Annotated in this window: 13 protein-coding genes; 9 read left to right on the top strand and 4 right to left on the bottom strand. The window is 70.4% G+C overall.

What is annotated here, in order from left to right; all coding sequences use genetic code 11:
- Nucleotides 1-118: 118 nt before the first annotated feature.
- Genes ACQPWU_RS58305 through ACQPWU_RS58295 form a run of 3 tightly spaced genes read left to right on the top strand, consistent with a single transcriptional unit; the run spans nt 119 to nt 2,579 of the window.
- Nucleotides 119-1,174 (top strand): glycosyltransferase family 9 protein, encoded by a 1,056-nt coding sequence (locus ACQPWU_RS58305; protein ID WP_433435671.1) that lies wholly within the window; start codon nt 119-121, stop codon nt 1,172-1,174.
- Between the two features lie 47 nt (nt 1,175-1,221).
- Entirely contained in the window at nt 1,222-1,800 is a 579-nt protein-coding gene (locus ACQPWU_RS58300) for a TetR/AcrR family transcriptional regulator (RefSeq protein WP_433435670.1), read from the top strand.
- A 20-nt stretch (nt 1,801-1,820) separates the two neighbouring features.
- Entirely contained in the window at nt 1,821-2,579 is a 759-nt protein-coding gene (locus tag ACQPWU_RS58295) for an SDR family NAD(P)-dependent oxidoreductase (protein ID WP_433435669.1), read from the top strand.
- 65 nt (nt 2,580-2,644) lie between these two features.
- Here the strand turns inward: ACQPWU_RS58295 and ACQPWU_RS58290 are convergent, their stop codons facing one another.
- The gene (locus tag ACQPWU_RS58290; RefSeq protein WP_433435668.1) at nt 2,645-4,159 is read right to left on the bottom strand and encodes an N-acetylmuramoyl-L-alanine amidase; all 1,515 of its coding nucleotides are present in this window, start codon (nt 4,157-4,159) and stop codon (nt 2,645-2,647) included.
- 186 nt (nt 4,160-4,345) lie between these two features.
- Between ACQPWU_RS58290 and ACQPWU_RS58285 the strand changes: the two genes are divergently transcribed.
- Both ACQPWU_RS58285 and ACQPWU_RS58280 read left to right on the top strand, forming a co-directional pair.
- Nucleotides 4,346-6,292, top strand: a complete 1,947-nt coding sequence (locus tag ACQPWU_RS58285; protein WP_433435667.1) for a family 10 glycosylhydrolase — start codon at nt 4,346-4,348, stop codon at nt 6,290-6,292.
- Between the two features lie 40 nt (nt 6,293-6,332).
- Nucleotides 6,333-7,403, top strand: a complete 1,071-nt coding sequence (locus ACQPWU_RS58280; RefSeq protein WP_433435666.1) for a sensor histidine kinase — start codon at nt 6,333-6,335, stop codon at nt 7,401-7,403.
- Between the two features lies 1 nt (nt 7,404).
- On the opposite strand, the gene ACQPWU_RS58275 is transcribed toward ACQPWU_RS58280, so the two are convergent.
- Entirely contained in the window at nt 7,405-7,782 is a 378-nt protein-coding gene (locus tag ACQPWU_RS58275; protein WP_433435665.1) for a YbaB/EbfC family nucleoid-associated protein, read from the bottom strand.
- 15 nt (nt 7,783-7,797) lie between these two features.
- Entirely contained in the window at nt 7,798-8,187 is a 390-nt protein-coding gene (locus ACQPWU_RS58270; protein WP_433435664.1) for a YbaB/EbfC family nucleoid-associated protein, read from the bottom strand.
- Between the two features lie 136 nt (nt 8,188-8,323).
- Between ACQPWU_RS58270 and ACQPWU_RS58265 the strand changes: the two genes are divergently transcribed.
- The 4 genes from ACQPWU_RS58265 (at nt 8,324) to ACQPWU_RS58250 (ending at nt 11,737) form a co-directional block, all read left to right on the top strand.
- Complete coding sequence (locus ACQPWU_RS58265; protein WP_433435663.1) at nt 8,324-8,644, top strand: hypothetical protein; 321 nt, start codon at nt 8,324-8,326, stop codon at nt 8,642-8,644.
- Entirely contained in the window at nt 8,641-9,768 is a 1,128-nt protein-coding gene (locus ACQPWU_RS58260; RefSeq protein WP_433435662.1) for a hypothetical protein, read from the top strand. The genes ACQPWU_RS58265 and ACQPWU_RS58260 overlap by 4 nt, the downstream gene beginning before the upstream one ends.
- A gap of 6 nt (nt 9,769-9,774) precedes the next feature.
- Entirely contained in the window at nt 9,775-10,458 is a 684-nt protein-coding gene (locus ACQPWU_RS58255) for a hypothetical protein (RefSeq protein WP_433435661.1), read from the top strand.
- A gap of 133 nt (nt 10,459-10,591) precedes the next feature.
- The gene (locus ACQPWU_RS58250) at nt 10,592-11,737 is read left to right on the top strand and encodes a monooxygenase (RefSeq protein WP_433435660.1); all 1,146 of its coding nucleotides are present in this window, start codon (nt 10,592-10,594) and stop codon (nt 11,735-11,737) included.
- Here ACQPWU_RS58250 and ACQPWU_RS58245 read toward each other — a convergent pair.
- Nucleotides 11,734-12,699: an ABC transporter substrate-binding protein gene (locus ACQPWU_RS58245; RefSeq protein ID WP_433435659.1), complete on the bottom strand. Its 966-nt coding sequence runs from the start codon at nt 12,697-12,699 to the stop codon at nt 11,734-11,736. The genes ACQPWU_RS58250 and ACQPWU_RS58245 overlap by 4 nt on opposite strands.
- Nucleotides 12,700-12,770: the final 71 nt, after the last annotated feature.

Genomic DNA, 12,770 nt, shown 5'->3' with positions numbered 1-12,770 from the left:
CCCCGCGGAGGTTTACGCGCCCATCGCCACGAGGCACCCCGAAAGGACCTCCGCGGTGGGACGGGAGGATGCGGCGCGGCAGGTTAAACGACCGACCTCCCTGGGTAGCCGGGCGCCCATGCGAGCCACATCCGGGCTGGTCGAAAGGGTCGAGCGGATCGCCGTCCTACGAGCCAACGCGCTCGGCGACTTCCTGCTGGCCGTCCCCGCTCTCAAGGCGCTCAAACGGGCTTATCCCGGCGCCCGCCTGACGCTGCTCGGCACCCCATGGCACGCCGAGTTCCTCGAGGGCCGCCCGGGTCCGGTGGACGACGTGGTGGCGCTGCCGCAGATCACGGGCTTGTCGACGCAGGACGGCGGGTACCCGGCGCCGGAGGAGCTGTGCGAGGGGCTGCGGGCGCGCCGGTTCGACCTGGCGGTGCAGATCCACGGCGGCGGTCGCTACTCCAACCCGTTCATCCGCCGGCTGGGCGCCAGAGTGACCGCCGGAATGCGCGCTCCCGGGGCGGAGAGCCTGGACCGCTGGGTGCCGTACACGGACTACCACCACGAGACCCTGCGCTTCCTCCAGGTGGCCGCGCTGGTCGGCGCGGTGGCGGACGGCCTGGAGGCGCGGGTGGCCGTGACCGGAGCCGACCGGGCGGAGCTGGCCCGGGCGCTCGGCGAGCCGCCGCGAGGGCTGGTGGCCCTGCACCCGGGCGCGAGGGACCCGCGGCGGCGCTGGCCGGTGGAGCGCTTCGCCGAGGTGGCCGACGGGATCGACCGCCCCGTCGCCGTCACGGGCGCTCCGGAGGAGAAGGACCTGGTGATGGGCGTGGTCGGCGCGATGCGCCGGCCCGCGATCCCCGTCGTCGGCGCGCTCGGAATCGGCGGCCTGGCGGCGCTCTACGAGCGATGCGATCTGGTGATCGCCAATGACACGGGCCCGCGTCACCTGGCCGCCGCAGTCGGCACGCCCACGGTCGCCGTCTACTGGTGCGGCAACCTGATCAGCTTCGGGCCGCTCAGCAGGGACAGGCACCGGCCGCTGATCTCGTGGACCACGGCCTGCCCGGTCTGCGGTGCCGACGGCATGGACCCGCGTGCCGAGCGCTGCCCGCACGACCTGTCATGGGTGACCGACGTCTCGGTGGACAGCGTGATGGAGCAGGTTCGCGATCTGCTGGACGCATAGCGAGACGCAACTAGACCGAACGTTCTTGAATCTGTTAGCTTGTCGCCGTGGCGAGGAGCAAGGAGTTCGATCCCGAGGTCGCGTTGCAGAAGGCCCTTGAGCTGTTCTGGGAGCGCGGATACGAGGCCACGTCGATGGCGGACCTCGTGGAGCACCTCGGCATCGCGCGGGCGAGCATCTACGGGACCTTCGGCGGCAAGCGCGAGCTCTACCTGAAGGCGCTGGAGCGTTACCTGGGTCAGCGCAACGTGGTCGAGCCGCTGTCCCAGCCGGGGCCGGCGCTGCCCGCGATCAGGGCGTTCCTCGACTCATATGTGGCGGAGTGTCTGGCGGACGAGCTGCGGCGGGGCTGCATGGTGGTGAACTCGGCAGTGGAGTTCGCCTCGCGTGACGGCGCCGTGGCCGCGAAGGTGGCGGCGAGCTGGGCCGAGTTGGAGACCGCGCTCGCCGCCACCCTGGTCAGGGCACGCGCCCAGGGCGAGATCCCGCCGGAGAAGGACCCGTACGCGCTGGCCAGGTTCCTGCTCGTGCTGCTGCAGGGCCTCAGGGTGCTCGGCAGGGCCGACCCCGACCCGCGCCGGCTGCGTGACGCGGTCGAACAGGCCATGATCGCTGTTCAAATTTGAGAACGATTGGTATGGAATAGATGACTCGTTTTGAAGGCAAGGTCGCTCTGGTCACCGGCGCGAGCGGGGTTCTGGGGCGCGCCGCCGCGCTGGCATACGCGCGCGAGGGCGCGGCGGTGCTGGTCGCCGGGCGCGACGCCGCCCGGCTGGCCGAGGTCGTGAAGCTGATCGAGGAGGAGGGCGGGCGGGCGAGCGCGTTCGCCGTGGACATCACCGACTCTTCCGAGGTCGCCGCCATGGTCGAGGCCGCGGTCACCCGGTACGGCGGGCTCCACGTCGCGCTCAACACGGCCGGGATCTTCGGCACACTGGCGCCGCTGGCCGACTACGACGAGGACACCTGGGACCAGGTGCTCGCGGTGAACCTCAAGGGCGCGTTCCTGTCGATGAAGCACGAGATCGACCACATGCGCGCGCACGGCGGCGGCGTCATCGTCAACGTGGCCTCCAACCTCGGTGCACACTGGCGGCTGCCCGGAGCGGCCGCGTACGCCGCCTCGAAGGCCGGGGTGAGCTTCCTGACCCGCACGGCCGCCCGTGACCACATCGCCGACGGGGTGCGGATCAACGCCGTCAGCCCCGGTCCGATCGACTCGCCCATGTCGACGCGCCCCGGCGAGACCCGGGAGGAGCGGGACGAGCGCATGAAGGGCGCGCTGCCGATCGGCCGGGTCGCCACGCCGGAGGAGGTCGCCGCCGCGGCGCTGTGGCTGTCGTCGCCGGAGTCCGCCTTCGTCGTGGGCCAGGACCACGTGATCGACGGCGGCGCCACCGCCTGACCCCTGACAGAGGTACGGCTCGCGCCCCCGCTGCGGAGAGGGCGCGAGCCGTACGAGCCGGTCTGTCAGACCCGGCTGATGCGGACCGCGTCTGCGATGACGAGGCCCGTTCCTGAGGTCCATCGGCTCACGCCGACGACGTTGTAGGTGCCGGCATTGAGCGAGAAGGTGCCGAGGCTCTTCCAGGCCCCTCCGCCGGAACGCTGGTCGACGTAGACCGTCTGGTTGCCGCTCGACGTCGCCACGATGTACGGCGCCGAGCTGTTGTACCCGGGATCGTCCGGATACCAGACCTCGATGCGGTACGTGCCCGCGCTGGGGATGGCGGCCGAGTACCACGCCGGGTCGCTGGCGGCGACGGGGTCGGCGAAGCGGTAGTCGGCGCCGTAGCGCTGGCTGGAGTAGGAGGAGGTGCCCCAGTTCGCACTGGCGGTGAACTGGCCGGAGGTGCTGTTGTCGATGGTCGTGGACCACGACGGGGTGCCGCCACCGGTCACGTAGTTCATGTACGTGGTCCAGTTCCAGTACGGGCCCGGGTCGGTGTGGTCCGCGCCCGGCACCTCGACGTGCCCGATGATGTGGCTGCGGTCCTTCGGGATGCCGTACTTGTCACAGATGGCCTTGGTCAGGGCCGCGGACGCCCGGTACATCGCGTCGGTGAACCACGAGGCCTCGCTGACGTAGCCCTCGTGCTCGATCCCGATGGACCTGGTGTTGTAGGTCCAGTTGCCGGCGTGCCAGGCGATGTCCTTGTCGCGCACCATCTGGGTGATGGCGCCGTTGGAGGACTTGACCACGTAGTGGGCGGAGACCTGCGCGGCGGAGTTCTGGAACCAGGAGATGGTGCCCGCGTACGAGCCCTGGGTGACGTGGATGATCACCCGGTCGATGGCGTAGCTCGACTCGCGGCTGGAGACGGTGTAGTTGCTGGAGCTGGCGGGCACCCATGCGGCCGGCGGGTAGTCGGGGCTGGCCACTTCCGCCTGCGCGTTCAGCTGGCGGGCGTTGGCGAGGTCGCCGCGGTCGGCGGTGATCTCCTGCGGCTTGACCTGCACGCCGCGGATGTCGATGCCGAGGCCGAGCTGCTCGTACACCGCGTCGGCGTAGAGCCGGGCCAGCTCGGGCGAGGGGGCGTTGCCGTACTTGGCCACGGCCTGGTACCAGCGGCCGAGGTCCTTCCTGGCCGTCTCGTCGAGGCCCAGCGCGTCGGCCTGGGCACGAAGCACGGCCGCGCCGCCGAGGATGTTCGCCTCGTCGTCGGCCTTCAGCTTCTCGACCGGGAGCTTGGTGAGCTCGGCGGCCTTCTCGAGCGAGTGGTTGGTCGGGTTGCTGACCAGGTGCATGACGCCGTAGCCGCCGCTGGCGCTGGGCTCGCCCTTGTGCCCGTCGAGGTGGGTCTCGGCATAGCCGAGCGCGACGAGCAGGTCACGGGGCACGCCCTGCGCGGCCGCCGCCTTGGCGAACGCGGCTTGGAGCGGGCTGTCCTTGGCCACCGCGAGGGCGGGCTGGCCTGCGGCGATGAGGAGGACGGCGAGGATCGAGGTGGCGAGGGCGGCTAATCGCGTGCGGGCGAGAGTCATGGGTGCTCCTCGTTGGGGGTGACGGGTGCAACGTAAGACATCTCCTGACTAATGTCGATAATTGACATTACTGCTGTGTTAGGTGAAACTTTCCGCCCGCTCCCCCCGTCGCCCGGGGTTGCGGTCCTTTGACGGAAGTTGTGAAGACTATTGCGCTTTCATCTGATCGCGCTGAAACTTCCTTTCGTGACCGCGCTCCTGCGTACCGTCCTGGCGGCGCTCACCGCCGCACTCGTCAGCATCGTGGCCCCCACCTCCTCCCCAGCCGCCGCCCTGGCCTGCACGACCGATCCCGCCACCCCGAAGCGGCAGCTCAGGGCCATGTGGATCTCGTCGGTGGCGAACATCGACTGGCCCAGCCGCACGGGGCTGAGCGCGTCGGCGCAGCAGGCCGAGTTCCGCGCCTGGCTGGACCTGGCCGTGCAGAAACGCATGAACGCCGTGGTGGTGCAGGTCAGGCCCACGGCCGACGCGTTCTGGCCCTCGCCGTACGAGCCGTGGTCGCAGTGGCTGACCGGCACCCAGGGCGGGAACCCCGGGTACGACCCGCTGGCCTTCATGGTCAGCGAGGCCCACGCCCGCAACCTGGAGTTCCATGCGTGGTTCAACCCGTACCGGATCTCCAACGACGACGACGCGAGCAAGCTCCTGTCCACGCATCCGGCGCGGCAGCACCCCGGCTGGCGCTTCGCGTACGGCGGGAAGCTCTACTACAACCCCGGGATCCCCGAGGTGCGGGACTTCATCGAGACCGCGATCATGGACGCCGTCTCCCGGTACGACGTGGACGGCGTGCACCTCGACGACTACTTCTACCCCTATCCGGTGAGCGGCGAGACCATCCCCGACTCCGCCACGTACGCCCAGTACGGCGGCTCGTTCGGCAACGTCGGCGACTGGCGGCGCAACAACGTCAACCTGCTCGTACGCGAGCTCGGCCAGCGCATTCACGCTGCCAAGCCGCACGTGTCGTTCGGGATCAGCCCGTTCGGCATCTGGCGCAACGCCGCGACGGACCCGCTCGGCTCGCGTACCTCGGGGCTGCAGTCGTACGACGCGATCTACGCCGACAGCAGGCAGTGGGTGAAGCAGGGCTGGGTGGACTACCTGTCGCCCCAGATCTACTGGCACATCGGCTTCTCCACGGCCGCTTACGAGGTGCTCACCGCCTGGTGGTCCGATGTGGTGCGGGGCACCGGCGTGCAGCTCGTGGTCGGCCAGGCCGCCTACCGCGCCGGAGCCTCCGGGCAGGACGCCGCCTGGCAGGACCCGGCGGAGCTGAGCGACCACCTGACCGACAACCGGCAGCATCCCGAGGTGGTCGGGGACATCTTCTTCAGCGCGAAGGACGTCAAGGCGGACCGGATCGGGGCGATCACCCGGCTGGTGAACACCCACTACACCCGTCCCGCGCTGTTGCCGGCCCGCGGTTCGGCGGCCGCGCCGTCCGCCCCCGCTCTCACCTCGGCCGTTCAGGGCTCGAACGGCGTCCAGCTCGCGTGGACGGGCTCGGGCACGTCGTACGCGGTGTACCGGGTGGACGGGTCGCAGTCCACGGCGGACCCGTGCTTCTTCGCCGACGCCCGGAACCTGATCACCACGACCCGGCAGACGTCCTTCACGGACACCGGCGCCTCCTCGGGCACCTACACCTACTTCGTCACCGCGCTCAACCGGACGCACCAGGAGAGCTCGCCCAGCACGGGCAAGGCGGTGGGAGGGACGGGGTTCAGCGTGGTGATCGACAATGCGGACACGGGCTTCACCGCCAGCTCGAACTGGGGCACCTCCACCTACTCCGGGCAGCTGCACGGCACCGACTACCGCTTCGCCAATCCGGTCTCCGCCAGCGACCCCGCCTGGTATCAGGCGACCATTCCGAGCGCCGGGAGTTACCGGGTGGAGGTGTGGTATCCGGCCAACTCCGGGTACAACAGCGCGACCCCGTACATCGTGGCGGCCTCCGGCGGGAACCAGACGGTCGTCGTGGACCAGCGCAGCGGCGGCGGGCAGTGGCGGGTGCTGGGGACGTACACGCTGGCGGCGGGCACGTACAACGTGGTCGGTGTGAGCCGCTGGACCTCCACGACGGGCTACGTGATCGCCGACGCCGTTCGCATCACCAAGACATAGCCCTCTGGGCAGGGCCGGTAGGTGATCGTACGATGAGCCGGTGGACGGTGTCCGTCCGCGGCCGATCGACGCGGTCGCGGTCCTCGTCGCGGAGGGCTTGACGCTGGCGACCGGCTACACCGGTTCGGTCCTCGTGGTCCTGCTGGCGGCGGCGGTGCCGGTGCTGTGGATGCGCAGGGCGCCGCTCACCGTCGCCTGGGTCAGTGCGGGCACGGCTGCCGCCCTGCTCGCGCTGAACGTGATCGCGGGCGTGCCGCCGCCGGCCGGGGCGCTGATCTGGCCCCCCACCTGCGCGTTCGCCGCATACGGCGTGATGGCGTACGCGGGGGAGCGCGGCACCCGGCGGTGGCTGCCGGTGATGGTCCTGGCCCTCGCGGTCCTGGCGCTCCCCGACCGGCCCCCCGTGGTCTTCCGCGCCGAGACGGCGATCGCGCTGGCCACCCTGTACGGCATGTACGTGGCCGTCCAGGAACGCCTGCGCCGCGAGCTGGCGGAACGGGCCGAGCGGGTCGAGCGCGAGCGGCTGGCGGGTGAGATGCACGACGTCGTCACCCACAGGGTCAGCCGGATGGTGCTGCAGGCCGGATCGCTGGCCATGGCCGCGGGCGACGAGCGCGGCAGGGCGGCGGCGGAGGAGATCCGGGCGACGGGGTGCGAGACGCTGGGCGAGCTGCGCCACATGGTGGCGCTGCTGCGGCGCGGCACCGGAGAGGGATTCGACCTGGGATTACCGCTGCCCGACCTCCGGCCGCTCGTCACCGAGTCCGCCTGCGCCGGGGTGCCCGTGGAGCTGGTGGTGGACGGGACGCCGGTGCCCGTCTCCGGCGCGGTGGGGCGTACCGCGTACCTGCTGGTCCAGGAGGCCCTCGCCAACGTCCGCAAGTACGCGCCCGGCGCGGAGGTGCGGGTGAGGGTCCGTTACCTCCCGGGATCGGTACGGATCGGCGTCCGCAACACCCCTGGCCGGCCGGACGCCTGGGTCGCCGCCACCGGCCCGGGGATGGGGCTGCTGGACCTGCGGCAGCGGGTGAAGGTGGCCGGCGGCACCCTGGAGGCGGGGGAGGACGGCGATGGCGGTTTCCACGTCGAGGCGACCCTGCCCACGTCGTAGGTCACCGCCAGGCGTTCAGCATCTGCTCGAAGTGGGCGCTCGCCTCCGCCGGGTCGTACCCGGGCATGGCCGCGCGCATGAGGTCTGAGAGCTGGCGCTCGACGTCCGCGCACGCCTCGCTCACCGCCGCGAGAGTCTCCTCCGCCAGCTCGTGGCTGGACAGGCGCAGCGCCCGTGGCCCGTAGGTGACGTCCAGGACCTGGCCATTGAAGTCCACGCTCGCCTTGACCTGGCCCGACGCACGTTCGCCGGTCCCGACGATCTTTTCGAGGTCCTCCTGGGCCGTGTCCAGCCAGACCTCCAGCTGCTCCTGCTGCCTGGCGACCTCCTCCAGGTCCTGTTGCCTGATGTCGGCCGGGTCGAAGTTGTGCTGGTACATCGTTCGCCTCCCGGCCTAGAGAAGATCGCGGGCCACTTGCTCGACCCGTTCGCGCACGAAGGTCTCATCGAGCGGCTGCGGCATGGCCAGGGCACCGGCCTCGGCCTGGTCGACGATCTCCTGTGCTTTGCGTGCAGCGTCGTCCTGGGCTGCCCTGAGCACGGCCGCCACCTCGCGGCCCAGTGTCGCCTCGCCGAGCCGCAGCGCCCGCGGGGCGATGCGCAGGCCCGTGAGGCCGCCCTGACCGTCGGCGGTCGCCTCGACCAGGCCGTCCCTGCTCTGCGCTCGACCCTCCAGCTGCTGGATCGCGGACCGCGCCGCCAGCAGGTCGCGGATGATCCGCTGGCCTTGGGCGGAGTATTCGGCCAGGTATTCGGCGTCGTTTTCCGGCGCAGGTGACGACATGTCGACCTCCGGCTGTCAGAGAGCGGACAGCGAACCAGTCTAGACACCTTCTTGTGTGATCTTGACGCTGAGATGTAGCTCTCATGAACAGAAATTGTTGCCCGAACCGTGATATGTACCGATATGGTCCTTGGGCATGACGGGACTTGAGATCGCTCTGGGGGCGGTGGGGCAGGAGGCCTCGCAGATCAGGACCCACGGGGAGGACTACGGCGCCGCGCTCGCGCCGATGCACGCACGCGGGGATGGCGTGTCCTCCTGGGGTGACGACGGCCTTTTCGCCATATTCACCAGCACGTACGCCGAATCGCGCGCGGTGTCGATGGCCGCGCTCACCGGGCTCTCCGAGGAGATGGGCGCGACCGGCGAAGGCCTGCACGCCGTGGTCAAGAACACGGGCGACGCCGAGGCCACCAACGTCCAGACCATCCAGGACCTCGGCAGCGCATGGGCGTGACACTTCCCCCGGAGGCCGCCGGGGTCATGCAGATGCTCGGGCCCTGGCCGAACTTCAACGAGGACGACGCCAGGCAGGAGCGCGACGCCGTACGCTCGGCACACGCGAACACGATCCCCGCCGTGACGGGGGCCGACTCGGCGGTCCGCGCCACTCAGCAGGTCTACCGCGGCGAGTCCGCCGCCGCCATGCAGAGCCACTGGGAGCGCACGGGAACGCAGAACGGCCACGTCGCCCAGGCCAACGCCGCCCTGAAGACGGCTCCCGCGGTGCTCGAAGGCGCCGCGGCAGTGGTGTCGGCGGTGAAGGTCGCGGCGGGCACCCAGGCGATCTACACCTCGGTCGAACTGACCAAGCTGCTGGCGTTCGGCGGGGCGGTCGGAGCGACGGCCGCCACAGCACGCGTGCTTCTGCGCCGCAAGGTCGTCGGAAAGATTCTCCGCGAGGGCAGCGAGGGCACCGGCAAGGTGATCGCCCCCATCGTGCGCCGCCGCATCACCGAGCCGATGCGCCGCGTTCTGGAGGGTCTGCGCCGCCCCGGCGGGCCGCGCCCGGCGCTCGCAGGCGCGGGCGGCCGCAACGTTCCGTTACGGTCCGCGGGCATGAGGGAGTCCGGCCCTCGGTCCTTCAAGGACGGCATCGCCAAGATGGCCCGCAAGAACAACAGGGATGAAGGCAGGGGCCGCGGCAGGGGTGGAGGCAGGGGCGGTAGCGGTAGCCGCGGAGGAGGAGGCTTCTTCTCCCGGCGCCCGAGCAACAGCAACTCATCCGGTTGGCGCGTGGAGAATGACGGAAGAATTCACGGCGATCCGCCCAGCAGCGCCAAGGGCATGACGGAGCAGGAGGCGAAGAGCCTCAGGGACAAACTGAAGAGGAGCATCAAGACAAGGAAGCAAGAGGAAGAAAGAAAGGGCTACGAGGTCGGGCACGCGGAGAGGCTCAGAAGGGAAGAGAAGACTCTCAGAGACCTCGAGGAGAGCATGCGGCGGCGGGAGTACGACCAGCCGTCCAGCGGCGGCACGTCCAGCGGCGGCCAGTACAACAGCGGCGGCAGCCAGGCGTCAGCCGACCGGTACCCCACTGACGAAGAGTGGGAGCAGCATCAGAGGAACAGGAGGTGGTGACAGCCGATGCAGACGCAAACAGGCGATGATCTGATTGAGCGCATCCGCACACATCCGGCCGACGACGACATCGTGGGCGCGGCGGCCAACGACCTCCTCAGCGAGCTGTACGCGGGATACCCCGTCGAGAACCTCGACAGGCTCCTCCACAGCGACGACGCAGTGGTCGTCGGGGTGGGCGCCTGGTTGCTCTCGGAGCTAGTGGAGCTCGCCGCCCCGATGATGGACGAGGTCCCGGCCCTGCTCTCCAGCCCGATCCGCAGCGTGCGGTACGACGCGATAGCGGTGGTGCTGGAGAACGCCGACGAGCGGCACGGGCCCATCATCGCGCAGGTCATGAATCTGAGCCGAGACCCGGAGAGCGGCGTCCGCTGGAAGGTCCTCGAGTTCCTGACCGAGGCCTCGATCGAGCAGCTTGAGGCAGGGGCGTCCTGCCTGCCCCCCGGTCAGATCAAGGAGCTGGCAGAGTGGCTGATCCTGCAGGACGGTGAGGAGCCCGACCCGGGCGGCATCATCATCCGGCTGGAAGCAGGCGACCCGGTGACCCGGCTGTTCGCCGCGGCGGCCGCCGCGAGCCTGGCCGACGAGGAGAACACGGACCTCCTGGAGCACGCGGCCATGGTCGAGCAAGAGGAGATCCGCTCGTTCGCCCAGGAGCGGCTGAGCGAGCCGGATGAGCCCATCACGTAACGGCCGGTACCGGCTTCAGGAGCTCTCGGCTCTGGTGGCGACCCGGGTCTGATGCCGGGGTCATACCAGGGAAGGAACGGAAACGTCCTGAGGAAGGATGTCCGGCGCGGCCTCGCGGGCGAGTGTTGATTCCATGAATCGACTCGCCCGGACGGCCGCCCTATTCGTCGCGGTCGTCCTGCTCGCCTCGTGCGGCGCCCAGAGCACCCCCGCCCCGGCCGGTCACGCGGGGCACGCGGGGCACGCGGGGCACGCCGCCAGCGCTGCGCCGGTCGCGGCCCCGCTGCGGACCGGCGAACGGTTCGCCGACCTCACGATGGCGGAGCCGTACACGCCGGCCCCGCCCAACGGCGGTACGGACGACTACCGCTGCTTCCTCATCGACCCCAAGCTGACGAGCAAGGTCTTCCTGACCGGCACCCAGTTCCGGCCCCAGAACCGCGACCTCGTCCACCACGCGATCTTCTTCAGGCTCGACCCCGAGCACGTCGCCGAGGCGCGCAAGCTCGACGACAGCACCCCCGGCCAGGGCTGGACGTGCTTCGGCGACTCAGGTGTCGACGGCGACTCATGGGTGGCGCACTGGGCCCCCGGCACCAGCGAGACGCTGCTCGACCCCAAGTACGGCTACGAGCTGCCCCCGGGCAGTCAGCTGGTCATGCAGGTCCACTACAACCTGCTGGGCGCGGAGGGAAAGCCGGCCACCGACCGATCCGGCATCCGGCTCCGCCTCACCGACCGGACGCTGCAGCCCCTGCGGACCGCCCTGTTCCAAGCTCCGGTGGAGCTCCCCTGCACTCCGCAGGAGTCGGGGCCCCTCTGCGACCGGGCCGCCGCCGTCAAGGACGTCGGCGCCAGGTTCGGCGACGAGCTCAGGGAGGAGGTGGCGATGCTCACCAAGTTCTGTGGCCCGTCCGAACCCGGGCCGACCCAGCACTGCGACATGCCCGTCCAGGGAGCCGCGACCGTCCACGCCATGGCGGGGCACATGCACCTGCTCGGCCGCTCCATCAAGGTCGAGCTCAACCCCGGCACCCCGCAGGCCCGGACGCTCCTGGACGTGCCCAAGTACGACTTCGACGACCAGTCGCTGCGGGTCCTGCCCACGCCCGTCAAGGTCAAGCGGGGCGACGTCGTACGGGTGACGTGCACGCACGACGCGGGCCTGCGCGCTCAGCTGCCGCAGCTCCAGAAGCTGCCGCCGCGGTACGTGGTGTGGGGCGACGGGACCAGCGACGAGATGTGCCTGGGCATCGCCATCGTGACGCCCGACTCCTAGACGGCGACAGGCCCGTCGCTCTCCCACCGGGTGAGCGCCGTCCTGTGCCCGGTCTGTGCGCCGGTGCGCGGGTCGATCGCGAAGTCGCCGAACAAGGTGACCGTCTCCAGGCCGGTGGCGGCCGACCACAGCTCCGCCCGCCCGGTGCCGCCCGCCCGTTCGGCGCAGTGAGTCGCGATGATCGCGGCGGCGACGGCCTGAACGGCGGGATAGTCCGGTAGCTTCCCCGCCCTGTCACGGTACGCGGCGAGGAAATCCCCCTCGGAGATCCCCACGGCTGCCTCGCTCCCCAGGCCGGGGAACCATTGCGCGACGCCGTAGATCCCGCGAGGGTCGCCGACGGCCGCGCCGAACTCCCGTACCCCCGCGGCCACGGCACAGACGACGCGCGAACGCCCGGCCCTCTTGACGAGGTCGACGTCCTCGTCGAAGGACCCGGCGGACAGGAGATTCCAGGAGTCCTCCACCAGGCCGCCGCGGACCACCGGAATGCCCTGCTCGTTCGCGGCCCGCGCGGCGCCCTCCGCCACCTGCCGGGCGAAGCCGCCCTTGCCGTGCACGATCCTGAGCGGGCTCCGATCGCCCGTCTCCACGAGGTGGCGGATGAACGGCTCGGCGTACCGGCTCGCCGGCGTCAGCACCGAGACGACATGTCCGGGGCGCGCCGTCTGCACGTTGTCACCCGAACCGCCGTGGTTCCAGATCAGCTGGTCCAGCGCGGCCCCGAGGCCGGCCGCTCTCCGCATGAGCTGCGTCGAGTACGGCCCCAGCAGGAGGTCGCACTGCCCCGCCAAGCGGGGAAGTATGACGTCCAGGGTCCCCGGTTCGCTGCAGTCGTCCTCGACGATCAGCTCCACGGACGGGTTGAGGGCCTGCCAGACCTCCAGCCCGACCTCGACCTGCTCGCCGAAACGGGCATGCTTCCCGGACAGCGATACAGGCGCTCCGATCCGTAGTGTCACCTGGTCCTACTGCCCTCGGCACTCCGGACCACTCGCCCGACGAACTTCAGGAGCTGACCGGCTGAACCGAG

The organism is Nonomuraea sp. CA-141351 (assembly GCF_050944675.1).
GTDB lineage: Bacteria > Actinomycetota > Actinomycetes > Streptosporangiales > Streptosporangiaceae > Nonomuraea.
The sequence above is the reverse complement of the archived record's forward strand: the minus strand, read 5'-3'. Positions and strand labels throughout refer to the sequence as shown.

What these genes read in the sequence shown, in the direction of transcription:
- ACQPWU_RS58305 (WP_433435671.1), top strand. Translation starts at nt 119, where the DNA reads ATGCGAGCCACATCCGGGCTGGTCGAAAGGGTCGAGCGGATCGCCGTC.
- ACQPWU_RS58295 (WP_433435669.1), top strand. Translation starts at nt 1,821, where the DNA reads ATGACTCGTTTTGAAGGCAAGGTCGCTCTGGTCACCGGCGCGAGCGGG.
- ACQPWU_RS58290 (WP_433435668.1), bottom strand. Translation starts at nt 4,159, where the DNA reads ATGACTCTCGCCCGCACGCGATTAGCCGCCCTCGCCACCTCGATCCTC.
- ACQPWU_RS58275 (WP_433435665.1), bottom strand. Translation starts at nt 7,782, where the DNA reads ATGTACCAGCACAACTTCGACCCGGCCGACATCAGGCAACAGGACCTG.
- ACQPWU_RS58270 (WP_433435664.1), bottom strand. Translation starts at nt 8,187, where the DNA reads ATGTCGTCACCTGCGCCGGAAAACGACGCCGAATACCTGGCCGAATAC.
- ACQPWU_RS58265 (WP_433435663.1), top strand. Translation starts at nt 8,324, where the DNA reads ATGACGGGACTTGAGATCGCTCTGGGGGCGGTGGGGCAGGAGGCCTCG.
- ACQPWU_RS58255 (WP_433435661.1), top strand. Translation starts at nt 9,775, where the DNA reads ATGCAGACGCAAACAGGCGATGATCTGATTGAGCGCATCCGCACACAT.
- ACQPWU_RS58250 (WP_433435660.1), top strand. Translation starts at nt 10,592, where the DNA reads ATGAATCGACTCGCCCGGACGGCCGCCCTATTCGTCGCGGTCGTCCTG.